This is a genomic window from Methanogenium marinum (assembly GCF_028912405.1).
GTDB classification, from domain to species: Archaea; Halobacteriota; Methanomicrobia; order Methanomicrobiales; family Methanomicrobiaceae; genus Methanogenium; species Methanogenium marinum.
Window position 1 is genome coordinate 1,012,646 of sequence record NZ_JAKELO010000002.1, and the last position, 24,268, is coordinate 1,036,913.

The following is a 24,268-nucleotide window of genomic DNA, read 5'->3' on the forward strand; positions in this document are numbered from 1 at the left end:
GCGAATCAGAATCATACTATTATCCGGGTATAAATATCCGGAAATATACTTTCCGGGACGAAATTTCAGGAAGTATCTAACGGGAACATGGATGGTGCGCACCATAACAATCAGTATTCCTTCACTATACAGCAGCCTTGCGGGGGCCATACATCAGCATCACAGATCTGTTCTTGTAATCATGGTTATCCTCTTTGTTGCAGGAATCTTTACTGCAACCGGCATTCAGTTTGAGTCATCGTCTGACCAGTACCTGGACAAATCAACTCCCGCAGGGATACGTTATGACCAATACAATGAACAATTCGTTTCAGATACCTATATTCTCCTCATCCAGACGGCAGACCCGACAGACTATACGCTGCTGCAGGACCTCCTGATACTGGAAGAAGAGATTCAGCGCCTTGAATATGTGACAGAGACAAACTCGCTCGGCGATGTCTTAAAAGAATTCAATGGCGGGATAATTCCGCAGAATCAGGAAGTAACAGAAGAAATACTATCACTTCTGCCCGATGAACTAAGAGAAACGTTCGTTCCCGACAGCCAGACGGGACTATTATACGTCACAATCAAACAGGGCATATCAACAGATGTCTCGCAGACCATCCTCCCCAATCTCGAAACACTGACAGGTGAAGCAGATCTCCCCCCCGGCACCGTCATTGATGTGACCGGGGCAACACCCTATAATGTTGAACTGCAGGAAGACATGGTCATGTCAGGAGTAGTCCTCATCGTGGGTGCACTCATCCTGATGGCAATTGTGCTCTTCCTCCTCTTCTCCAATATGCGCCACTGGTTCCTTCCCCTTATCATCCTCACATTCGGTCTGGTCTATACCTTCGCCTTGCTGAGTCTTCTGGGGGTGAAGATAAATAACGGGGCAATTGCATCGTTTCCCATTCTTCTCGGGCTTGGCATTGACTATGCTGTCCAGTTTCATGCACGGTTTGATGAAGAACGGCGGGAAGGTGCCACGATGGAGGCTGCCACACGGGACACTCTGAAAAATACCGGCCCCGCTGTTCTCCTTGCAATGCTTGCCACCTCTATGGGTTTTATCGCGATGTTCATCTCCCCGGTGCCGATGATAAAGACCTTTGCCGTCGTCTCAATCATCGGTGTCACCTGCTGTTACCTGACAGCACTCTTTGGATTCCCTGCCCTTGCTGCACTCTTCGGATATATCCCAAAAGAAGGGAAACCGACACTGATGATGCGGATAATGAACCGGTATACGCATTTTCTTGAGGGACTCGTCACACGAATTTCCCGGGCAGCAGTTCCCATCCTCATTATTGCAGCAGTTATTGCCTTTGCAGGCATCTCACTTGACCCATCAATTCCCATCGACACAGACACCAAATCCATGGCTCCCGCAGACCTTCCCGCCCAGATTGCCCTCGACAAGGTGCAGGATGTCCGGGGTTCTGTCACCCCGTTCCCCCTCTACATCCGTGGAGATGACCTGAAAAGTATCGATGCGATACAATGGATCGACACATTCAGCACCCGAACTGTTTCAGAACATGACGAAATAACCAAAGCAGACAGTATTGCATCACTCGTACGAAAACAGAACAATGGTGAAATGCCGGATAACGAGGGAACCCTGAATGCAATCCTTGCAGCAATCCCGGATTCAGAAAAAGATCCATACCTGATGGGCGACACAGAAGCGGTCATCTCCTTTACCACCCTCATTTTGACCATCGATGAACAGAACGAATTAAAAAAGCAGGTTGCAGCAGATGTCATCTGGTCAGAACCACCGCCCCACATCGAAGTCTACCCGACAGGCGACTTTGACCTCTACACCAACCTGATGGACATGATCTCATCCAGCAAAGAGGCAATGACAAACCTCGGATTTGTCCTGATATTCCTCTTTTTAATTCTTGCCTACCGGAGAATATATGCCATCACACCGGTGGTACCCATCATCTGCATCGTCGGCTGGAATGCTGTCGCCATGATCCTGATTGGTCTCCACTATAACCCAATCAGTGCCTGCCTTGGCTCAATGACCATCGGCGTTGCGGCAGAGTATACCATTCTTGTCATGGAACGGTTCACCGAGGAGAAGGAACTCACAGATGACCCCTCTGAGGCCATCCGGACATCGGTGCAGAAAATAGGTTCTGCGGTGACTGTCTCCGGCCTTGTGACAGCAGGCGGTTTTTCCGCACTGATGCTCTCAGTTTTCCCCATTGTTTCCAGTTTCGGCATGTCAACGGTCATTGCAGTATTATTCTCTCTTGTAGGCGCGATTGTCATCATGCCTGCGGTCCTCACCCTGATGGTTGATACAGAAAAATGGCTCAAAAAAGGGAAGGGAAAGAGTAAACCTGCTGCCTCTTCAGGCAACCAGGAATAACCGGAATATCTTTTTTTCAGAGTCTGTATGTGAACCGGATATGCATGGTCAGACTACAAGGCACATCTGTGAGAGACTATTTTCATTGTGCCCGATAATGGAGAGGGGTGAGGGAAGAGACCTAATACCACTGGGAAAGGTCTGACTTTTCATCATCTTTTCCGTCGGGTGCGGGGGAATTCTTCTCCGGCATTCCCGGTGATTCACGGCCATTATATATTACATCTAATACTTCAGGGAAGTGGTATACCGGTCCTTTCAACCGTGTTCCAAACCGGCTCTCCCCCAGCTTGGTATCTTCGACATCTGAGGCTACCTCATGGAGAATGGCACTCGTATTGTCAGCCATATGAACGGCCCATGCTTCCACCGTCTGGGGTTTCGGGTCACTGTATAGACCGTGATGAGTCTGGACAATATGGAGCAGATGACTGAGGTCCTGTTCCTCCACCGAAGATTTTTCTGCCATCTGCTTAATAATGGAGATGCCCGGACTGATATGGCCAAGAAGGGAATACGCCGGAAGCTGAGAGAATGTGAATCCCTGTTCGGCAAAACATACCGCCTTCCCCACATCATGGAGAAGAGCTCCTGCAACAGCAACATCCCTATCGGCATAAATTCCTTCAGCACCGGCAAGGAAGGCTTGTGTGTACCGGACCACTTCCAGTGTGTGCTCAGCAAGACCACCCCGGTAGGCATGGTGTTTCGCCCGTGCGGCAGGGACGAAAAAGAAGGCTTCATATGACGCAAAGATATCCTCCACCAGATAACGCAGCTCCGGACGTTCTATGTCTGCAGCCATCCGGAGAAGTTCAGCACGATTTTCGGTACAGTCAGCAGGTGAGAACACAAAGTCATTCGGGTCAAGCGGAGTATGATCAGCGGGACCTTCCATAAGATAGGCAATCCCTTCGTTCACACTCATCTGCAGTTCACCATTATAGGGGGAGGCCTGCCCGGAAATCCGGTGGACCATCCCCTCACAGATGACATCATAGGCCCCTTTCACAAGACCTTTCTGTCCGGTAACTCCCCATATCTTGCACGCCATTGTGCCGGTTGTATCACTGATTGTACAGGTGATGTACTGCCCGCGTCTGCCCTCACGTACCTCAGCATTGCTGATGACAAAGAGGTCATCAACCACATCTCCCGGTACAAGTGACTGAATGGTAATTTTCTTTTTCATAATCCCTAATCTCTCCGTATCCAGTATCGAATCCAATATCTGTATGTGGTGTATTGTGGTGTATATATCCGGTTTATGCAGTTTTTACCCTATGGCAAACGTCCAAACCGTATCTTCAAAAGCCCTTTCAGCATGGCAAATCCGGTCGTGCTGCCAACTCGTGAATCCGGCTGGTCCTCCCAGCGTATGGGCACTTCCTGTATGACAAATCCCTGCCGCTTCATCTGCCACAGGAGTTCAACGTCAAACTCAAACCCCTGTGACTGCACAGACGACAGAACTGCCTGCACTGCCTTTGTCCGGAATACCTTTGCCCCGCACTGGGTGTCATAGAAAGGCAGGGAAAAGACAAGCCGGACAAACAGGTTGAACAACCGGCTCTGCACCTGCCGTCCCTTGCTCTGCCTGACCGGCACACAGGCGCCTTCTATCCAGCGTGATCCAATGATCCCGTCTGCATCGGAAAGATGAGAAAAGAGCCGTTTCATCTCGTGGATGGTCGTAGAACCATCCGCATCCATGAATCCGGCATACAGTGTCTTTGCATGCATCAGTCCGGCGGTGACACCACCGCCCTTTCCCAGACGCTCGTTGTATTCCCGGCACTCCATCCGGCAGGACGGGTGTGACTCTGCAAAGGAACGGACAACACCTGCGGTATTGTCATCGCCGTCACAGACGACAATTATTTGCCCATGATATTCCGCAAGCCCGTCCAGCAGCCCCCCAATCCGACCCGCTTCATTGTAGGCCGGAATTACAATGGTGCAGTCCTCTTCACTGACCTTCATACTGGTTAGCAGGAGAGGGCGATAATGACTTCTTCTGCAAATGCTGTGGCAGCAAGTGGCCCATTGGCGGTAATAATGGTGCCATCCACAACCACGGGAATGTCGGTGAAGATTGCTCCTTTATCGGCAAATGACTTCTCAGAGAGGCGGGTCTTAAAGACCGTGGCCTGCCGACCCTCAAGGATGCCCGCATAGGCAAGGACAACTGGTGCAAGACAAATCGCCGCCACCACTTTCCCGTCTCCATGCATCGCCCGGATGAGGGGGCGCAGGTCTGCATCTGTCCAGAGATACTCAGCAGCACCTGGGCCACCGACGATGACAATCCCATCATAGAGAGAGGGGTCACTCTCCTTTATGGACTGTTTCACCTCAACCGTCTCCCCCAGCATACCCATGCAGGAACCCGGCTGATCAGTGGCCACATCAAAATCAATGCCTGCTTCGGCAAAGGCCTGTGCAGGGATCAGATATTCCTCATCCCTGAACTTTTCATGTGCGATGACCATGAGCAGTTTCATACAGTTAGGTCAGTATCACAGGATAATAAGCCTGCGCAGATGATACTGGACAGGGAAAGCCCAATCCATAAGGGAAAGAACCGCAAATATACAGATAATGAGCTACCTCGACGAAATATCCCTGAAAGGCCGGGACGCAAACCCATTCTTCCGGATGATGGGAATTGAGATTGTATCATACGGTGAGGGACATGCAGTCCTCTCCATGGATATTCGGCCCGATATGATGAACGGTGACGGATGGCTACAGGGCGGGGTATATACCGCACTTGCAGACGAGGCAATGGCTCTTGCTCTCTTCACCGTCCTGAAGGAAACAGAGATCACCGCAACCATCAGTGAATCCACCTCATTTTATCGGGGAGTGCGGGACGGTACAATTGTTGCGGAAGGCACCGTCATCCGGAAAGGCAGGAAAGTTGCCTTCACCAAAGCCGTAGTTCGGCGGCCGGAAAAGGACGGTGAAACCCTTGCTGAATCCTCTGCATCCTTCGCTGTGATACAACAGCAGTAATCCGGCAGTAATCAGACAGTCATTCAGCGATAGTTTCCAACAGATCAGGGGAGTTAGGCAGTAGTAATCAGGCAGAATCCATCATTGCATCCCCATCCCGCCTTTTGCAGGAGAAATGGATTGAAATATCCTGCCCTTCAAAAATACACAAGGATTTTCACTATCTCAAAAAAACTCTTCAAAGGGCATTTTTTCAACTATCTTTATACAATCCTAACCTGTATTTAGCAGTGTAAAATAATGGAATTATTAGCTCTTGGATGGATTCTGATCTCAATAGGGGTCATATTACTTTTGGTTGAAGCCTTCAACCCGGGATTTTTCCTCGCAGTCCCCGGCACCACGCTCATCATCATCGGTGCCGTTTCACTGCTCTTCCCGGATATATTCAGCTCTACCTGGATCATTCTGATAGGCATTGTGACCGCCCTCGTTGCCGCGGGTGGGAGTGTGTGGCTGTATGCACGGATTACTCCGGACAAAGTGCCTTCAACAATAAGTCAGGACTCTCTTGCAGGAAAGACCGGCATGGTAACAATAACTGTGGAGGAGGATTCTATCAAAGGAAAGGTCGTCATTGGCAATGTGGACTGGAGTGCCCGGTCTGCCGGCGGCAGTATCGCTGTTGGAAAAAAAATCCGCGTCGTGGAATCCGTAGGGGTGCACGTCGTCGTTGAGGAAATAAAATAATATGGCATTAATTGACTTGGGAAACACCCTCTTCACCATCATTCTCGTACTCGCAATCATCCTCATCTTTGCAAAAGGTGTCGTGATTGTGCAGCCGTACCAGCAGGCGCTTGAAATACGGCTGGGCCAGTACAAGGGCCGGTTAAACCCGGGATTTCGCTGGGTGATTCCCTTCATCACGGATATCATCAAAATTGACCTGAGAACACAGGTGATGGACGTCCCCCGCCAGGAAGTCATCACCAAGGATAACTCTCCCACAAATGTTGACGCCATCGTCTACGTCCGGGTGGTTGACCCGGAGAAGTCCGCCTTTGAGGTATCCGACTTCCGGATGGCAACCGTTGCACTTGCCCAGACAAGTCTGCGTGGCATCATCGGTGACATGGAGCTCGATGAAATACTCTACAACCGTGAGATGATCAACACCCGTCTGCGTGACATTCTCGACCGCGAGACTGACCAGTGGGGAGTAAAAGTAGAGCGGGTCGAGATAAAAGAGGTCGATCCGGTCGGTGCCGTCAAGAATGCGATGACCGAACAGACGGCAGCAGAACGTGAACGCCGTGCTGCAATCCTGCGTGCAGACGGTGAGAAGCGATCTGCGATTCTCACCGCGGAAGGAAAGCGCCAGTCCATGATCCTCGAAGCAGAGGGGGACCGTCAGAGTAAGATTCTCAGGGCGGAAGGTGACAGGAAATCCCGTATCCTGCAGTCACAGGGTGAGGCACAGGGTCTGCGCATCCTCTCTCTCGGGTCACGGGCGCTTGACAGGAAAGCCATCACTGTTCTCTCTCTGGATGCCCTCAAGCAGATGGCTGACGGACAGGCAACGAAGATAATCTTCCCGTTCGAACTCTCTGGCCTCATTAAACAGAGTGCAAAGTTCCTCGGCGAAGAAGCAGAAATTCTCGTCGATGAAGACTGGAAGAATATTGATCTCGACGAATCCATCCTCGGCAAATCTCCGGCAGAAGAAGGAATTGAGGACGCCACAGAGTATGTAAAAGAAATCGAGAGAAAGATAAAGACCCTGGAAGACCCGACCACTCCGGTGAATCTGGATGCCACCGTCAAACCGTCGGAACCCCCACGCACAGAACGGGAATAACCTGGTCTCTTTCTTCACCCATTTTTTCGGTTTCACAGACCCCACTGCGCACCGCCAGGTTTCCTGTCCCACCAACCCGTTCACAATACTCCTAACTGTGAATAGCACCGACTACCCGTAACCTCAATGATAAAGTCAGGGTACATGTAATAATATAGGCAAGGAGTACCAGTAGGTTCTCTTAACTCCGGTCGGGAAGGGGAAATCAGGTGAAATATATTGTTGTAACAGGCGGTGTGATGAGTGGCCTTGGGAAAGGCATCACCACCGCATCTATTGGCCGTCTGCTAAAAAACCGTGGGTATGCAGTAACCGCGGTAAAAATAGACCCGTACCTGAATATTGACGCAGGTACGATGAACCCGGGACAGCACGGAGAGGTGTATGTCCTCTCAGATGGCGGCGAAGTCGACCTTGACCTTGGTAATTATGAGCGGTTCTTAGACATCGAACTCACTTCCACTCATAATATTACCACAGGCAAGGTCTACCGTGAAGTAATCGAGAAAGAACGCCGGGGAGATTATCTCGGTGCAACCGTCCAGATTATCCCCCATATTACTGCTCAGATCAGAAATTCAATCGCAGAAGCTGCGAAAATTGAGGTCAGTCCAGGTGAGGTTCCGGAGATCTGCCTGGTGGAAGTTGGCGGCACGGTTGGTGACATCGAAAGCATGCCATTTTTAGAGGCAGTCCGTGAGATGCGCGCAGAACTTCCAAAGGAGGATATGGCTCTTGTCCATGTCACCCTGGTTCCTGCTGACAATATGGGTGACCACAAGACCAAACCAACCCAGCACTCAGTGAAGGCCCTGCGGGAACTGGGCCTTCAGCCGGACGTTATCGTTGGCAGAAGTGACTGCATCATGAGTGCTTCAACAAAGAGAAAAATATCTGCCTTCACAGATGTTTCCGCGAAGGCGGTAATAAGCGCAATAACAGCACCCGACATCTACCTGGTACCAATGGAGATGGAAAAAGAGGGGCTTGCAGAAGTGATCACCGAACAGTTGCACCTGAAGGCGAAAGTTCCGGAAAACAGCTGGTACACTCTCATCAACCGGGAGAGCACGGCCCGTGTGACCATCGCCATCATAAGCAAATACGGCATCGAGGATGTCTATATCTCCATCAAGGAATCCCTGAAACATGCAGGGTTCGCTCTTGCAACCGAGGTGGACATCCGGTGGCTGGATGCAGAAACGTTCTCCTGCGATGAACTCACAGATGTGGACGGCATCCTTGTACCCGGTGGATTTGGCCAAAGGGGGATTGAAGGGAAAATTCGGGCCATTGAATATGCCCGAACACATAAGAAGCCCTATCTCGGCCTTTGTCTTGGATTCCAGCTCGCAGTAATCGAGTTCGCCCGCAATGTGGCAGGCATCACAGATGCGACAAGCGAAGAGATGGGCCCCGGTTCCCATGTCATCGCCATTCTTCCTGAGCAAGAAGATGTAGAAAACCTGGGTGGCACGATGCGCCTTGGAAACTGCACCGCAGATATCCGCAGAGGTACCCGGGTGCATGGACTTTATGGCACTGACACCATCACCGAACGGCACCGCCACCGCTACGAAGTGAATCCTGAATATATCGAACAGTTAGAAGAGGCAGGGTTGGTATTTTCCGGCACCTGCGGCCCGCGAATGGAGACCTGCGAACTAAATCAGGATACATTCTTCCTCGCGACCCAGTTCCATCCCGAATTCAAATCAACACCAACCCGCCCGTCACCCCCCTATGTCGGCTTTGTGCAGGCATGCCGTGAACAGAAATTACAGAACCAGGAGTAGACAATCATGGTAAAAGCAGAGAAATTTATCGAAGAAGCAATCGCGGATATCCGGCAGAAGGCCGGCGATGACTATGTCGTTATGGCACTCTCCGGCGGCGTGGACAGTTCCGTCTGTGCAGAACTTGCGAAGCGGGCAATAGGCGACCGCCTGATTCCGATTTATGTGGACACCGGTCTGATGCGCAAGGGTGAGAGCGAGCGGATAAAAGAACTCTTTTGTGACATCAGTCTGAAGATGGTCGATGCAGGCGAGGAGTTCATCTCAGCCCTGAAAGGCGTTACAGACCCGGAAAAGAAACGCAAAATTATCGGCGAGAAGTTCATTCGTGTATTTGAACGAGAAGCACGCGAGACAAATGCCGCCTACCTCTTACAGGGCACCATCTACCCTGACATCATCGAAAGTGAAGGCGGCATTAAAAGCCACCACAATGTCGGCGGTCTCCCCGTTGACATCAACTTCAAGGGCGTCATCGAACCGCTCGTTGATCTCTATAAAGATGAGGTCAGAGAAGTGGCAGGCGCCCTTAACATGCCCACCGAGATCCAGCACCGGATGCCCTTCCCCGGCCCCGGCCTTGCCGTCCGCTGTGTGGGCGAAGTAACAGAAGAGAAGATTGCCGTGGTCCGCGAGGCAAATGCCATCGCAGAAGAAGAACTCGTCGAACAGTTCAACCCATGGCAGTGCCTTGCAGCAGTCATCGGCCTCGGTACCGGTGTGAAAGGAGACATCCGCCTCCATGGCTGGATTGTCGCTGTCCGTGCAGTATACTCACGTGATGCAATGACTGCTGAACCGGTCGAAGTCCCATGGGAAAACCTGCACCGCATCGCATCACGGATAACAGCAGAAATACCGGGTGTTTCACGGGTAGTCTATGACATCACCCCAAAGCCACCCGCAACAATCGAATACGAGTGAATACAAAAAACATAATTAAGATACATACAGAGGAAGCGAAAAATAATGGTACAGAATGAATACCGCGATATGTGTGAAACATACCTGATGCGCAACTTCAGCCGTGATATTTTAATCACGCGGGGCAAAGGAGCACGGGTATGGGATGATGAGGGAAATGAATACATCGACTGTGTGGCAGGCATTGCTGTCTGTTCCACCGGCCACTGTCACCCAAAGGTTGCTGATGCCATCTGCCGCCAGGCAAAAGAGCTTATCCATATCTCAAACCTCTTCTACATCCCCGGCCAGGCACAACTAGCAAAACGGATTGCAGAGAAGGCAGGTCTCAATGGAGGGCGTGTTTTCTTCTCCAATTCCGGCAGTGAAGCCGTTGAAGCGGCTGTTAAACTTGCCCGTGTCCGTACCGGAAAAAAGAAATTCGTCGCGTTTAAATCCGGATTCCACGGCCGGACCTATGGGGCTCTTTCTATGACACACAAGGAAGACTACCGCCTCCCCTTCACCCCCTTGCCATATGAATGCGAATTCGTCGAATACGGAGACATCGAAGGTCTGAAGGCCGTAATGGACGAAACGGTTGCTGCTGTTATTATTGAACCAATACAGGGAGAAGCAGGAGTCATTCCTGCACCGGCAGGTTTCATGGAGGATGTGCGCAGCGTCTGCAACGAAAATGACGCTCTCATGATCGTTGATGAAGTGCAGACCGGATTCGGACGGACCGGCAAATGGTTCGCCTTCCAGCACACTTCAATCAAGCCTGATATTATCACGATGGCAAAGGGCATCGCCTCAGGATTTCCCATGGGTGGTATCGTCGCACGGGAGGGACTGGAGTTTCTCCCCGGCGAGCACGGCGGTACATTCAACGGCGGCCCACTCGCCTGTGCAGCAGCACACGCAACGATGGACGTCATTGAGGATATAATCGGTGATATCGAGCGCAAAGGTCGCCGTTTCCGTGATGGTCTTGCTGCATACAATCCCCGTCAGCGGGGCCTCATGATTGGGGTGACCCTCGGGGACCGTTGTGCACCGGTGAAGCAGTATTGTGAGGAACATGGGGTGCTTGTCAACTGCACCAGCGGAAACCTCCGTATCGTCCCGCCGCTCGTCATCACAGACGAGGATATTGACCAGGCGGTCAGGGTCATCAATGAAGCACTTAATTCGTAAAGAATTTCTGGAAGAAGGGTATGTCTTCGCGACACGGGCAGCAGATATAGCCCGTGCTGCGGGGCACACCCGCCCGGCACGACTGGCAAGCAACGAAAACCCATATCCGCCATCATCAAAGGCAATCAAAGCGGCAGCAGATGTCCTGCCCACCGCCAACCGCTACCCGGATGAGACAAACCGGGAGTTCATTGCCGCACTGAAAAAGCGACACGGTGACTACCAGTTTGTGGCAAGCGTCGGGATGGACGGTATCATTGATACCATCCTCCGCACTCTTATCTCAGACGGTGACCGGGTTGCAGTGGCAACACCCACCTACTCCTACTACGGGCTTGCTGTCCGGGCACAGGGAGGAGTTGCTATATCTGTTCCCCGGAAGGACGACTTTTCCGTTGATCCGGCAGTATTCTGCAGGGAAGCAGCAGGGACAAAACTTGCCTTCCTCTGCACCCCGAACAATCCGACGGGGTCAACAGAGACACCGAAAACAATCGCAAATATTTGCGAGAACTATGACGGGATTCTCTTCCTTGACTGCGCATATATCGAATTTGACGGAACCGACTACCGTCCATTGATGAAGAAATACGACAACCTCATCATAGGAAGGACAATGTCCAAGGCGTATTCCCTTGCTGGTCTTCGGGTTGGATACGCCTTTGTGCCGGAATGGTATGAACCATTTTACCATCGGGCGGCAACCCCTTTCACTCTCAACGTGGTTTCACAGGCAGCCGCCACAGCGGCACTGAGAGACACCGTGCATGTGAAAACGATTGTATCGGTCGTCCAGGAGTGGCGGCAGCGGTTCATCGATGAATGCCCGTATCCTGTCGTTCCCGGCGGGGCAAACTTTGTGATGATAGACGTGGCACCCCACACAGCCGAGGATGTGGTGACAGAACTTGCACAAAAAGGTGTCGTCGTCCGGTCCTGCGCCAGTTTCCCCGGTCTTCCGAACCATTATATCCGTGTCTCCATCGGTGAACCATGGGAGAACGAAGCATTCATCACCGCAATAGGTGAAATTTACCAGCCATGATGACAGCACTTACCGGGACACCCGGCACCGGAAAATCAACCATCGCGTCCGTACTCAGGGCACGTGGGATTCAGACTCTGTCGCAGAAGGAGACGATGGGACCTTATCTCCTCGAGCATGACGCTGAGCGCGACACCGATATCATCGATGAGGATGCATGGGTGGATGCCTTTGTCCCGGTTGATGGCATAATCGAAGGCCATCTCACCCACCTTCTGCCGGCAGACCGTGTGGTTGTCCTGCGCTGCCGCCCGGATATCCTTGCCGCACGGCTGAGAGAGCGAGGATACCATGATGAGAAGGTACAGGAGAATGCAGAGGCAGAAGCACTTGATGCTATCCTTATTGAAGCATTAGAAGTGCACCCGGAGACCCATATCATGGTAATTGACACAACAGAACAGAATCCGGAAGACACAGCGGATGAAATCGAGGCATTTATCCGTAGTGATGCGCCACATACCCTCACAGTACCTGACTGGTCAGAATTTCTGGGAAGACATGTATGACAGTTGACAACCTCCGCCCCCGTGTGCAATGGATCGTTGAACCAGTAGCGAAGGGTATGGCAAAAGTCGGGTTTACCCCGAATGTCTGCTCTGTTATTGCACTTGTGGTGGCGGTCGCCGGGGGGGCTGCGTTCTATTTTGAAGCGGCCCTTTTGGCTGTCATCTGTATCATCCTCAATGCCTTCTTTGACGGGGTGGACGGAGCAATTGCCCGTGTCACCGGAACCGCAGGATTGAAAGGGGACTTCCTCGACCATGTCATCGACCGGTATGCGGACATATTCATCATCACCGGCATATTCGCAGGTCCTCTTGCCTCACCCTTTATCGGCGTCTTTGCCCTCACCGGCGTCCTCATGTCCTCCTATCTCGGGACACAGGCACAGGCAGTGGGTGTGGGCAGGGTCTATGGCGGCATCCTCGGGAGGGCTGACCGCCTGCTCCTTCTGATTGTCTTCGGCATCGCAGCCGCATTTATTTCGGGAGCGGTGTATGCAGGCATCACGGTGATGGATGTGATGCTTTTGATATTCGGTGTCCTGGGTCATATCACTGCTCTGCAGCGTTTCCACGGAACATGGAAACAGCTCTGATTTTTACTTAAACGATAAAAATATTTTTTTCTCAGAATCTCTCAATCCAAATACAGTATATACCTGAGTCTTCAGTTCCCGTAGGGTACACTCCCCTATACCAAATCCCACAGAATCTGATTCAGACTATTTTACTCATCCTTTTTCCCTACATGATTCCGGAAGTGCCGTTTCGGGATCAACAGTTCCCGGGCAATCGACTCAAAGTATTTGTCGGTCATCCCCGCGACATAGTCCCGCACCATTTCTGCGGGTGAGGCTGTATTCAGGTATGCCAATGAGACCCACTTCGCCTCAATAAAATCCTTGTAGATGAAAGAGTCTTTTCGCCCCTCTTCGATATCTCTGAGGAAACGGTCAAAAAGGACCCCATAGAGGTTTTTGATGAGAGGGTCCTGAGCATGCAGAACCGGATTCTCGTAAATCATTTCATAATTGTACTGCTTCAGTGCCTTCACACAGGCCGATATTTCCGGTGAAAAACGAACCTCCCCACAATCGAAACTGCAGGCGATGACATCCCGGCAGACGGTATCAATGATGGATGCGTTAAACCGGCGGTAGTCTCCCGTGAGGGAAAATGTATTCCGGCAGTCTTTCGGCAGATCGGGAAGGGAGGGAGTAAGAAAACCGATTTCGATTGCGTCCTGCAGGTCGCGGCCGATATAGGCGATGGTGTCTGCAACCCGCACCACGCACCCTTCAAGGGTGCCGGGGGCTGGATCACCTCCCTGCAAAAGCATCTCTTTTTTCCGGGACAATTCCTCTCGGGTAGTGATCGGTTCCGGGGCAAGGTGGGTGTTGTGCACCTCCCCGTTATGGCAGAGGATGCCATCCAAAACCTGCAGGGTGAGGTTGGTGTCCTCTATCGAGTCCAGAAACTGAATGCTCTGCACGTCATGACGGAAGGGGCCAATCTGATGTCTTTTACAGAGAGTGGAAAGGCAGGATTCCCCAAAGTGGCCGTACGGCGGGTGGCCGATGTCATGGCCAAGGGCAATGGCCTCAATTAAATCCTCATTTAAGGAGAGGGCACGGCCGATGGTCCTGCCTATTTTTGCCACCAGCTGGATATGGATAGCCCGATGGGTGATCTGCTCGTTATCTAAGAGATAGAATACCTGGGTTTTGTCGATATACCGTGAAAATGCACGGGAGTGGATTATACGGTCAACATCCCGGAAGAAGGGCGGCCGGATGATCCGGTCCTCAGGAAGGCCACCATCCCGCCGGATGGCCGCATCGTCACGGCAGGCATGAGAAGAGAGAAGCGCCGCCTTCTCCTCCTGTCGCCGGGTAATTTTCTCCAGCTGTACATCCGTAATCTCCATGGTATGAGGATTGCCTGCCGGACATCATTAAACCGATTCTTCCAACAGACCCGTCTCCCTGATGAGCTTTTTTGTATAGAACCGGGCCCAGACATATCCAATACCGGCACCCACCGAATTCCCGATGACAAGACCCCACCAGATGCCCATAATGCCCCATCCAAAGGTAACTGCCAGGAGATAGCACGATATGACTGTCATGACAATGGTGCGGATAACGGTGATCACAAGGGAGTCAAAGCCCCGCCCAAATCCCTGAAGAAGGGATGCCGAAAAGATACCAAAGCTCACTGCAGGGAAAAATAAGCAGACCGTCTGCAGGAAGGATACAAGACCAGGATAAAGATGTGCCGCACCCTCACTGTAGGTGAATACCTGGGCAATATATGGGGCACAGAGATAGACCGAGACTGTGACAAAAAGGCTGATTATAACCCCCAGCCGGATGGCATAGAGATGCCCTTCTTCTGCCTTGCGAATGAGGCCCGCCCCGTAGGCTGCCCCACAAACTGAAACAACCGCAGTGGAGATGGCAATAAGCGGTGTGATGCCGATAGAAACCACCCGCCAGCCAGTGGAAAAGATAGCAACCCCGTCGGTGGTTGCCACGATAAGAATGATGAGGTTCAGAGCAAATGTCGTCATTGCCATTGACACATGCTGAAATGAGGCAGGAATACCTACTTTCAGAATTTCCCATGTAATGGGCCGTGAGAACGAAAAACCGGCAAAATCCAGCTGAACATGGGTATCCCGTTTCACAAAGATCCACCAGAACATCGGGATGCAGGCGGTGATAAATGCGACAACCGTCGCCCAGGCCGCACCTTCGACACCGAGTCCCAGCCCATAGATAAAAACAGGGTCTAAGATGATATTCACCAAAGAACTGACGAGCATCACATACATGGTTCGTTTTGCATCTCCCTCACCGCGGAGTAACGCACTCCCGATGGCAAGAAAGAGAATAAAAAATGTGCCTAAAAATATGATTTGAGCATATCCTGCGGCCATCGCTGTGACAGGTGTATCTCCGAGAATCTTCCCGAAACTGCCGGTAACAGAGAGCCCCGCGATCGTGATGATAATAGAAAATAACAGAACCAGAACAGCCGTGTGTGTAGCAACATTGTTCGCTCCTTCATGATCCCGCATCCCGATATGGCGGGAGACAGCCGCCCCCACACCCACTCCCATGCCGTTTGCAAAGCCGAATACGGCAAAAAAGAACGGGAAGAAAAAACCGACTGCCGCAAGCGCATCAGCACCAATGCCTGCCACCCAGAATGCATCGGTCAGGTTATAGATCGTCTGGAGCAACATGCCGACCATAACAGGCCAGGCGAGACTGCGGATGGCCGGTTTCGGATCTCCGAGAAGGGTTTCGACACCTGCTTTCATCTGACCTTTCATGCAGTTCCCTCCGGCATGCAGGGGGATGGATTACGGCCATTGCAGATACATCTGATGTCATACCAGATACAAACCCAGAGCAAAAGACAGACCCGAACCACCTGAATACCATTCATCTACCTGATATTTAATCCGCAGAAATGATAACCCTGCCCCGGAGAGGAAAAATCCTATAAAATAATGATAATAAAATGTCACTGAAGGGAGACATCTTCTAAGAGATACCCCCGCATCGCACCCGCAAGGGCACGAATATCCTGCGGATCATGTGCATCAGCACAGGAGGGAATGGTCACCGTCATCTCCCCGCGGTAGGTGGAGACATAGACTCCAATGCCCGGCGGGCAGACTTCACGGGAGGTGAGGTATGCTGCCGTTACCTGCAGAGGTGTGCCCTCCTCACCATGCTGAAATGCTGCCGCGGTCGAAGGAATAGCACCCACATTACTCAGGAAGGGATTCTTCTTCCCGGTAACAAGATACTCCTTTGCAATACCGGCCAGAAATGCCTTCACCGCACCGGCGCCGCCTGCATAGAGACGTTCATATAATTCCATCGATCCCAGACCGAAGTTCCCCTCCTTCATCCCCTGCATCGCCTGAGAAACGGCAGGCAGGGCTGTACCCATCCCTTCACCACAGGCGGGATAAAGAGGGAGTTCATATTCAACGGAAAGATTGCTGATACTCCTGTATGGTGCAACAGGGAGATACCGGCGCAGGTCCATTGCACCGAGAATACCCAGACGGGGTGAATCCGCATACGCATCACCGCAGACCTCCATGAGAGCACAGAAAAAAGCTGCCATAATCCGGTCATTGAGGGTCACACCAGCAGCTTTCCCGGCAGCCCTGAGGGCAGTTACTTCATCTGCCCCAATCGTAAATGTGTCCCAGAGAAGGTGCCCGCATGGTCCCTCCCGACACGGAAACGACCAGTCGTCGGTAAACGAAGACTCACGCTCATACACAGCTTCGAGTTCTTCTGCTGAAAACGGCGCACTCACAGCATCTGTGCCACGGGGTTCCCATGACGGCCCCTGAAAGACCGGAGGCTTCCCCTCACACACCCGCCGATAGGCATCAGCACAGAGGGATGCTGCCTGAAAAAGACCGTTTGCATCCATCGCCCCGTGATGGGCGGAGATGATAAGGACATCTCCACTCTTTCCTCCATCTTCTTTTGCACTCCTGCAGAGGCGCACATCCAGCTGAGGGCCGGTGAACGGGTCTATTGACGCAAGCGGGAGAAGATTCGGGTCCATTGTCCCCGTTGTCACATGAACCGAAAAAGCAGGTTTCTCACCCATACCGCACTGCCAGTATCCCCGGTCCTTTTTCTCACCATAGTGTGATGCAAGGATGGGCGCCATTGTTCCGGCTGCCTCCACTGCAGTTTCCAGAGCAGACACATCAAAGGCACCATCTGCCTGCAGAACAAGGTGGAGCATAGGGTCATAGACCGCTGAAAAGTGGATATTTGCAACATCAAACGCCGAAGCAGGATGCATTTCAGCATGACGGGCCCGAGGATCTTTCATATTCACTCAGGGAATCCGGGTTACTGGGGGATATGCCTTTGTATCAGACCGTCAAAAAAGGGGGAATACTCTCATACAAGAGCAAAACAGAGGAGGCAGACAACCGGCGGTATCACCAGATTGTCTTCAATGGGTGAGAAAAGTTCTGCAATACCGGCAACAATTGCCGCAGCTGCTGCAGGGAAGGGTGCCAGAAGGAATGCAAGAGGAATAAATGCAGCAATGATACCACCTGCGGTGCCCTCCCATGATTTGCCATTGAAGATCCGATGCCGGCCGAAATGCAGCCCCACAATCGTGCTGAAAGAGTCCAGAACCGCAAGGGTGAGCACTCCTGCCACCACATAGTCCACCGGGAAGAAAATCAGGCAGAATAACGCAGAGAGCACAAAACATACCGACCCATATCCCGGCATCCTCCCGGTGCGTTCAAGATTATCTACCAGCGCTGATGCAACAGGTACCCGATATCCGCGGTCCACAAGGTCAATAAGCACAAACCCACCGAAGAGGCCGAGGGCAAGCACCATGATAGCATATTCCCTGCCAAGGATAAATATCGCGAGGGCAATGAGGACACCAAACCCCAGATGCACCAGCTGACGGCAGTCTTCATTCATTATCCGGTATTTGTGATACCAGCGGATAAATGCGCCGGAATTGACCCGCAAAAGGTGACACAGAAAGAATACCAAAGAAGAACCGAAATAAACAGCAGACCAAAACCCTGAAGAAATCTGATAAAAAATACTAACACAGGAGGATGGACAGATGGGCCGGATAAAAAAACGCGTATTTGAGATTGTATCTTCACCTGAAGAGGGGGACAAAACCAGTTTTTGGTTTGATATGGTCATCATCTGTCTCATCACCATCAGCGTTGCAGAGTTAATTCTTGCAACCGTCCCGGGTATGCTCATTCGCCATCTGTGGATATTTATCATTATTGAAATCGTCACTGCAGTTGCATTCAGCATTGAATATATTCTCAGGATGTGGTCATGCACAGAAGATGAACGATATCATAAACCAATTACCGGGCGATTACGCTATGCCCTGACACCCCTTGTCTTCATTGATTTTGTCTCCATCCTGCCCTATTATCTCACCCTGCTGATACCCGGCGTCAATGTCACATTCCTGCGGACACTCAGGGTATTTCGCTTCTTTAAACTGGGCAGATATTCCCGATCATTCCAGGTTATGATCCGGGTACTGGAGCGAAATAAAGAATCGATGCTTGGTGCCGTCTTCATCATCATGGTGGTCATCATCATCGCTTCAACCCTGATGTACCAGATTGAATATTCTGCCCAACCGGAGGTATTCTCCAGCATTCCTGAATCGATGTGGTGGGGCATTGTAACAATCGCTACCATCGGATACGGTGATATGGTGCCTGTCACCCCGCTGGGAAAAGGACTGGGTTTTGTCATCTCCCTCGTTGGGATCGGTCTTTTTGCCCTCCCTGCCGGTATCCTTGCATCCGGATACTCCGAAGTCGTCAGAGAAGAGAAGGAGATAAAACTGAAACAGGAATCGGAAAAAGATACGAATAAAACAGGCGAGTATGATGTCTGTCCTCACTGTGGACGTGAAATACGTCCGGAAGACAGACAGAAATAAAAATCAGATATTCAGCACCCGTTTTTTCCTGCGTTTACCACAGACTCAATGAGCCAGAGGACTCCCTCTGTACCTATCAGCGGGCGATGACAGAGCATTGAATGTTTCCGGATGGGTATCGTTGTCTGCACAAAGGGGACGCCCGGTGCTAGGGTTGCTTCATACCGGGATCCGATGATAAGATCAGGCTCACCTGCTGCAATTATCTGTTTCACCGTCCCCAGATCCGGTGCCCAGGTGCATCCCGAGTCTTCCGAAGGCCGGTTACGGGCACCGGCACCACATATTTCAGCCTCCATGAATGTGGTGAGTAAATTTGCTGCCATATCCATGTAGCCTGCGATCCCGAAGAGGGCCACCCGCGGGGGATCGTTGACACGGAGATAGCGATCACACGCCTTGACCACCAGTTCTTCGGTCTCCTCACAGATATCCATGACAGGGGCACAGTCTGCATCGGGGAACACCTCCTGCAGGGAAGAAAAGGTTGCCCCAATCGCATCCAGTCCACACAGTGATCCAACCGACTGCCCAATACCGGATGCCACATCGGGAAGCGCCGTCACCGTCATCTTTGCCGGACTGAGGGCTGACGCCAGCGTATCATTACAGTATTTCGCCGCAACCGGGATGCCCGCAGAAAAGAGAAGGCGTTCAGCTTCCATCCGGTTGCCGACAGCAAATGGATCGGTCGATATGAGCCCGTCAATGTTCACTCCTTTACGTCCCGAATCAATCTCTGCCGGGAAGGCTTTCAGTGCAATCCTGTACCCATCCATCATATCCCCACAGTAGCCGGGGGCATCGATGATGAGTGCATCAGCACCCGCACAATATGGTGCGAGGTCTTCACCAATGGTTGCAGGCACACAGGAATTGATGACCACAATCTTCTCACTGAAGGGCATGAGGCCCTCTGCCACCTCCTGCAGGCGGTCACCGGTGCCAAATATTACCTCATCTTCAACAAGATAGGTGCAGTTCACCGGGTCAGGGATGACAGAGTCTGCATAGAAGTAACACCCCGATGCACCGTGGATGATGACACCTGCCCCGTCCAGCCCGGCCATCGCTGCTGCTGCACCGACCATTGCACAGGGCCAAATGGGATTGGTGCATGGTTTAGCCATCGATAAACCTCCGCCATTGCCGGAGCATCCGCCGCAGCCCGAGGGTGCCCACCGGCATACAGAAGGGAATAGGAATAACCGTGCCTTCCTCAGAAACTCTGATACCCACCGCCTCTGCCACCTCGGTAAACATTTCCATCTCTGCTGACTGGAACCCAAACGAATCAAAGGTTACATATTCACCTCTTAGATCAGAAAATTCATCCGTGAGGCCAGCCAGCTGTTCTTCTTCGGCACTGACTGCGTCTGTTGTGTCCCGACCAGTGAGACGACCCACGTCCCGGATAAAATCAAGAGTAGCAGAGAGTCCGACCGGAAACTCAGGGAGGGAGGGGATGCCAGTGAAGGCATCGAAGTGCCGCCCCAGAATTCCATATTTGTCCTCCCGGAACAGGTTCAGTTCTGCATCGCCAAATATCCCGATATCCTCAACCGTGATGTCACGCACATACCGGATGTTCACGTCAAGACCCAGCAGACCGAGAATACGAGAGACTTCCTGGAAATTGTCCTCCGCCTCAAACTCGAGGTTTTTCTCACCGACAATATTTACCGTGCCGGTATTTTTTTTCCAGCAGGAGGGAGGCGCGATAAAAGAAGAGAGAGCAGTCAGTGTACTGGTATATCCATCCGTGAAGGTGCCGCCGAGAAACCCGGAACTGGGCACATAGATGACAGGAACATCCCACGACTGGCTGCAGATTCCCGCCACATCATCCCCGATGGTTTCGGAGACACAGGTGCTTGCAACCACCACCGCAGCAGGGTCATTGCCACACACAGTTGTCAGGGCATCTTCCAGTGCATCTTCACCGCCGAATATGATCTCATCCTCTCCAAGGCCGGTGGAGACAATCTCCGGGATGCGGAAGATATCATGTTCAGCAAGGGTGGAGTAGAGGAGAGATGTATTGATATGGGTGCACCCGTCCGGCCCATGGATCAGGGTCACTGCGTCTGTCAGAAAGGCACTGACCGAGAGGACGCCCATGACCGTACATCCCTCATAGCGTGAGGTGCGACCGTGCAAGTTCTTCGAGTTCATTCATCTCAAGGGGGGTGGGGATAGTAAACGTGGTGTTCTCCATAATCGTATTGGCCAGTTCCCGGTAGACATCTGCCTGTTCTGACTCCGGTGCATACTCAATAACCGTTCGCTGATTCACCTCAGCTATCTGGACGATTCTTGCACGGGGAATATAGGCAACCATCCGTGAGTTCACGCGTTCAGCAAATTCACGCACCAGTTCTTCCTCACCGGGAATATTTTTCGCATTGCAGATTACGCCTGCAAGGGAACACACACTGCGGGTGCGTTTGGAGAGACGGGCGATTGCCTTACAGATATTGTTTGCCGCATAGAGCGACATAAACTCGCCGGAGGTCACGAGATATATCTCCCGTGCATACCCTTCACGCATCGGCATCGCAAACCCGCCGCAGACCACATCACCGAGGACATCATAGATGATGACATCACCATAGAGTGCCTCCAGGCGCTGGAGCAGCTGAAATGTGGCGATGATACCACGGCCAGCACAACCGATGCCTGGTTCCGGCCCGCCTGCTTCAACACACCGGATACCCCCATACCCGGTGAACACTGCATCAGACACCGTGATATCAGCATCTCCACGTTCACGGACAAGATCAAGGACGGTCGGAATCCACTCCCCCCACATCAGCATCCGTGTGCTGTCATGTTTCGGGTCACACCCAATCTGCATGATGTCAAGCCCACAGTCAGAGAGGGCTGCCGAAAGATTTGCGGATGTGGTGGACTTCCCAATACCACCCTTCCCGTAGAGGGCGATCTGTTTCATTGACTAAAGTTTAGTTGTGCAAGCTCTTTATTCCTCCTGATTGAGGACAAGTCACTCACCCTGCCGGAGTACCATCAGGCTGACTGAAAGAAGAAGAATTGAGGCCGGCAAAATAAGGCTTTCAAGGGTCAGGTTGGCATACCCTGTTTTTGTCGCCGTCTCAAGAAAATGGACAAAGAGGATGAAGACAATGACTTCCCCGAGAATCATCTTCAGCTGAAAAATGTTTTTTATTCGCAGCCATCCGGGAAAACTGAGCCGCTCTTTCTCCTCATCTTCTACAAGAAAGAGATACAGAATGCCATAGGCAAAGATCATCATCACCAGAGCAAAAAGAAAGACATCAATAGACTGCGCCAGTGACACCGTTGCGAGATCACCAGGTGTCAGATATTCGGGAAGGATATCCCCTCCAGACAACGAACGCCCATAAAAAAAGTAAACGAATGCTGAGATGGTCTTTTCAACACCGATGAAAAACATCAGCGCCGAACCAAAAAAAGAGGAAATCGCTGCGATTATTACCAGATATCGTGTTTTCGTAAAATATTTCCAGACCATCTTTTACCCGCCTTTTTTGCAGTAAAGACAATCTTTCATTCATATAATGATATCCCTCACCCCTGCTTCAGATATCACCATTCAAATCCACGAATCAGACCAATAAAGAAGACCATCACCGCCATCACTTCAAGCCTTCCCAGCCACATCTGGAGAATGAGAACCAGTTTTGACCAGACGGTCAAATCAGGTGTCACAAAGCCGGTGGAAATACCATTGTTGCAGGTTGCAGAGACCACATCGAAGATCACAAGGGTGGTATCAATGTCAGGCTGTTCAAAATGCATGATAATGACAAGAGCAAAGAAAATCGGCAGCAGGAAGAGAATAAACGTGAGCATATTGCGCGAAACAAGGAATTCGGCCTCAGCCCGCTGATACCTCTTCCCATTGTAGATTAGAGAGAGCATCGCCTTTGGACTGACGAACGACCGGCGGAACCAGTATTTGATACCTTTCAGACCGATCAGAACACGGGAGAGTTTTACTCCTCCCGATGTACTGCCGGATGACCCGCCAATGAAGACCAGCAGGGTAAGAAAGAGGACAGATACCGGTTCCCAGACTGCCAGGTCTGCTGTCTGAAATCCCGTTGATGTGACTGCCGCGGATGCCATAAAGAGTCCGTTAACAAGTGCAGACCCCTCGTCCAGGCCGTTAAAGACGATCAGGTCAGCCGTTATGATAAGGAACCCCAGAAGAACCAGCAAAAATAGCAATTTTGCTTGTTCATCTTTAAACAGACTTACTTCTTTTTTCCGGTACATCAGATAATATATCTTGAATGGCAGTGCCCCTGCAAGCATCACAGGAATAATAAGCAATTCGAGGAGCACATTGTTGTATGATGGGATACCCCCGGAGTGGATGGTGAACCCACCGGTGGAAATAGCAGTCATTGCAATATTGATGGCGTCCCAGAGCGGGACACCGGATAACAGAATGAGAAGCACTCCGGCAAGAGTAAGAATCAGATAAATTCGCCACGTCTGTGCTCCCTGCTCCACCACAGTTGGCATGAAGGCATCACTGCGCCCCTCCATACGTTCTGTACTGTAGAGGCGGTGCCGTGAGACAGAGGAACGGTTTAAGAGAGCAACGGTAAACGCAACAATTCCAATTCCACCAAACCATTCCATCAGGGTACGCCAGAAAATAAGGGTGTGGGACAGGGCATCCACATCAGGAGCCATTGTCATTCCGGTATCTGTCCACCCCGACATCGCCTCAAAAAAACCGTCTATATAGGACATTTCGGCACCGAATACAAAGGGAAGCGCACCCACGAGAGCACAAATCAGCCAGATTGCAGCCACCGAAAAAAGGGACATGGAGAGACGCGGTTCCCGGTCTGTTGCCGGAAGATGGATGAAAACCGTCCCGAGACATACGAGGAACACCGGCACTGATGCCATCGGAAGGAGCATATCATATTCCTGGTAGATGAGGGCAACTACAAGCGGAATACAGGTACCGGCACCGATATACCGGAGAATTATGCCGATATCCGTGGTCAGTGTCAGGTACTGGTGAAGACGATCCATACGCATGTACTCATTGCAGGAGGGCAACTATTAGGCTTTTGTTACAGGACAGGA

At 51.5% G+C, this 24,268-nt stretch carries 23 protein-coding genes; 11 read left to right on the forward strand and 12 right to left on the reverse strand.

Annotated features, from left to right (window positions below; all coding sequences use genetic code 11):
* Positions 1-91 precede the first annotated feature (91 nt).
* On the forward strand, positions 92-2,380 hold the full coding sequence (locus L0665_RS05290) for an efflux RND transporter permease subunit (RefSeq protein WP_274924655.1): 2,289 nt from the start codon (positions 92-94) through the stop codon (positions 2,378-2,380).
* A 121-nt stretch (positions 2,381-2,501) separates the two neighbouring features.
* On the opposite strand, the gene L0665_RS05295 is transcribed toward L0665_RS05290, so the two are convergent.
* The 3 genes from L0665_RS05295 to L0665_RS05305 all read right to left on the reverse strand — a co-directional run bounded on the left by L0665_RS05295 (position 2,502) and on the right by L0665_RS05305 (position 4,884).
* Positions 2,502-3,572, reverse strand: coding sequence for an HD domain-containing protein (locus L0665_RS05295; RefSeq protein WP_274924656.1), 1,071 nt, complete (start codon positions 3,570-3,572; stop codon positions 2,502-2,504).
* Between the two features lie 89 nt (positions 3,573-3,661).
* Positions 3,662-4,363 (reverse strand): dolichyl-phosphate beta-glucosyltransferase, encoded by a 702-nt coding sequence (locus tag L0665_RS05300; protein ID WP_274924657.1) that lies wholly within the window; start codon positions 4,361-4,363, stop codon positions 3,662-3,664.
* Between the two features lie 5 nt (positions 4,364-4,368).
* Positions 4,369-4,884: a DJ-1/PfpI family protein gene (locus L0665_RS05305; RefSeq protein ID WP_274924658.1), complete on the reverse strand. Its 516-nt coding sequence runs from the start codon at positions 4,882-4,884 to the stop codon at positions 4,369-4,371.
* Between the two features lie 97 nt (positions 4,885-4,981).
* Here L0665_RS05305 and L0665_RS05310 point away from each other — a divergent pair, with 97 nt between their 5' ends.
* The 9 genes from L0665_RS05310 to L0665_RS05350 all read left to right on the forward strand — a co-directional run bounded on the left by L0665_RS05310 (position 4,982) and on the right by L0665_RS05350 (position 13,245).
* Positions 4,982-5,398 (forward strand): PaaI family thioesterase, encoded by a 417-nt coding sequence (locus L0665_RS05310; protein WP_274924659.1) that lies wholly within the window; start codon positions 4,982-4,984, stop codon positions 5,396-5,398.
* Positions 5,399-5,638: 240 nt separating this feature from the next.
* Positions 5,639-6,088, forward strand: coding sequence for an NfeD family protein (locus L0665_RS05315; RefSeq protein ID WP_274924660.1), 450 nt, complete (start codon positions 5,639-5,641; stop codon positions 6,086-6,088).
* Position 6,089: 1 nt separating this feature from the next.
* On the forward strand, positions 6,090-7,199 hold the full coding sequence (locus L0665_RS05320; protein WP_274924661.1) for an SPFH domain-containing protein: 1,110 nt from the start codon (positions 6,090-6,092) through the stop codon (positions 7,197-7,199).
* A 209-nt stretch (positions 7,200-7,408) separates the two neighbouring features.
* Complete coding sequence (locus L0665_RS05325) at positions 7,409-8,995, forward strand: CTP synthase (RefSeq protein WP_274924662.1); 1,587 nt, start codon at positions 7,409-7,411, stop codon at positions 8,993-8,995.
* 6 nt (positions 8,996-9,001) lie between these two features.
* Entirely contained in the window at positions 9,002-9,919 is a 918-nt protein-coding gene (guaA, locus tag L0665_RS05330) for a glutamine-hydrolyzing GMP synthase (protein WP_274924663.1), read from the forward strand.
* Positions 9,920-9,964: 45 nt separating this feature from the next.
* Positions 9,965-11,098: an aspartate aminotransferase family protein gene (locus L0665_RS05335; protein ID WP_274924664.1), complete on the forward strand. Its 1,134-nt coding sequence runs from the start codon at positions 9,965-9,967 to the stop codon at positions 11,096-11,098.
* Positions 11,079-12,143 (forward strand): pyridoxal phosphate-dependent aminotransferase, encoded by a 1,065-nt coding sequence (locus L0665_RS05340; protein WP_274924665.1) that lies wholly within the window; start codon positions 11,079-11,081, stop codon positions 12,141-12,143. The genes L0665_RS05335 and L0665_RS05340 overlap by 20 nt, the downstream gene beginning before the upstream one ends.
* A complete protein-coding gene (locus tag L0665_RS05345; RefSeq protein WP_274924666.1) occupies positions 12,140-12,652 on the forward strand; it encodes an adenylate kinase family protein in 513 nt (170 codons plus the stop codon). Before L0665_RS05340 ends, L0665_RS05345 begins: the two co-directional genes overlap by 4 nt.
* Positions 12,649-13,245, forward strand: coding sequence for a CDP-alcohol phosphatidyltransferase family protein (locus L0665_RS05350; RefSeq protein WP_274924667.1), 597 nt, complete (start codon positions 12,649-12,651; stop codon positions 13,243-13,245). Before L0665_RS05345 ends, L0665_RS05350 begins: the two co-directional genes overlap by 4 nt.
* 131 nt (positions 13,246-13,376) lie before the next feature.
* Here L0665_RS05350 and L0665_RS05355 read toward each other — a convergent pair whose 3' ends face one another.
* From L0665_RS05355 to L0665_RS05370, 4 genes are all read right to left on the reverse strand, one after another.
* A complete protein-coding gene (locus L0665_RS05355) occupies positions 13,377-14,576 on the reverse strand; it encodes a deoxyguanosinetriphosphate triphosphohydrolase family protein (protein ID WP_274924668.1) in 1,200 nt (399 codons plus the stop codon).
* A 27-nt stretch (positions 14,577-14,603) separates the two neighbouring features.
* On the reverse strand, positions 14,604-15,989 hold the full coding sequence (locus L0665_RS05360) for an MATE family efflux transporter (protein WP_274924669.1): 1,386 nt from the start codon (positions 15,987-15,989) through the stop codon (positions 14,604-14,606).
* Positions 15,990-16,183: 194 nt separating this feature from the next.
* Positions 16,184-17,530, reverse strand: a complete 1,347-nt coding sequence (locus tag L0665_RS05365) for a hypothetical protein (protein ID WP_274924670.1) — start codon at positions 17,528-17,530, stop codon at positions 16,184-16,186.
* A 71-nt stretch (positions 17,531-17,601) separates the two neighbouring features.
* Complete coding sequence (locus L0665_RS05370; protein ID WP_274924671.1) at positions 17,602-18,150, reverse strand: diacylglycerol/polyprenol kinase family protein; 549 nt, start codon at positions 18,148-18,150, stop codon at positions 17,602-17,604.
* Positions 18,151-18,301: 151 nt separating this feature from the next.
* Between L0665_RS05370 and L0665_RS05375 the strand changes: the two genes are divergently transcribed.
* Positions 18,302-19,156, forward strand: coding sequence for an ion transporter (locus tag L0665_RS05375; RefSeq protein WP_274924672.1), 855 nt, complete (start codon positions 18,302-18,304; stop codon positions 19,154-19,156).
* Positions 19,157-19,167: 11 nt separating this feature from the next.
* Here L0665_RS05375 and L0665_RS05380 read toward each other — a convergent pair whose 3' ends face one another.
* From L0665_RS05380 to L0665_RS05400, 5 genes are all read right to left on the reverse strand, one after another.
* On the reverse strand, positions 19,168-20,286 hold the full coding sequence (locus L0665_RS05380; protein WP_274924673.1) for a nitrogenase component 1: 1,119 nt from the start codon (positions 20,284-20,286) through the stop codon (positions 19,168-19,170).
* Positions 20,279-21,331 carry a nitrogenase component 1 gene (locus L0665_RS05385; protein WP_274924674.1) on the reverse strand — a complete coding sequence of 351 codons (1,053 nt, stop codon included), beginning with the start codon at positions 21,329-21,331 and terminating at the stop codon, positions 20,279-20,281. Before L0665_RS05385 ends, L0665_RS05380 begins: the two co-directional genes overlap by 8 nt.
* Positions 21,291-22,109, reverse strand: a complete 819-nt coding sequence (gene cfbC, locus L0665_RS05390; protein WP_274924675.1) for a Ni-sirohydrochlorin a,c-diamide reductive cyclase ATP-dependent reductase subunit — start codon at positions 22,107-22,109, stop codon at positions 21,291-21,293. Before cfbC ends, L0665_RS05385 begins: the two co-directional genes overlap by 41 nt.
* A 51-nt stretch (positions 22,110-22,160) precedes the next feature.
* Positions 22,161-22,670 (reverse strand): YqhA family protein, encoded by a 510-nt coding sequence (locus L0665_RS05395; RefSeq protein WP_274924676.1) that lies wholly within the window; start codon positions 22,668-22,670, stop codon positions 22,161-22,163.
* Between the two features lie 74 nt (positions 22,671-22,744).
* Positions 22,745-24,214, reverse strand: coding sequence for a TrkH family potassium uptake protein (locus tag L0665_RS05400; RefSeq protein WP_274924677.1), 1,470 nt, complete (start codon positions 24,212-24,214; stop codon positions 22,745-22,747).
* Between the last annotated feature and the right edge of the window lie 54 nt (positions 24,215-24,268).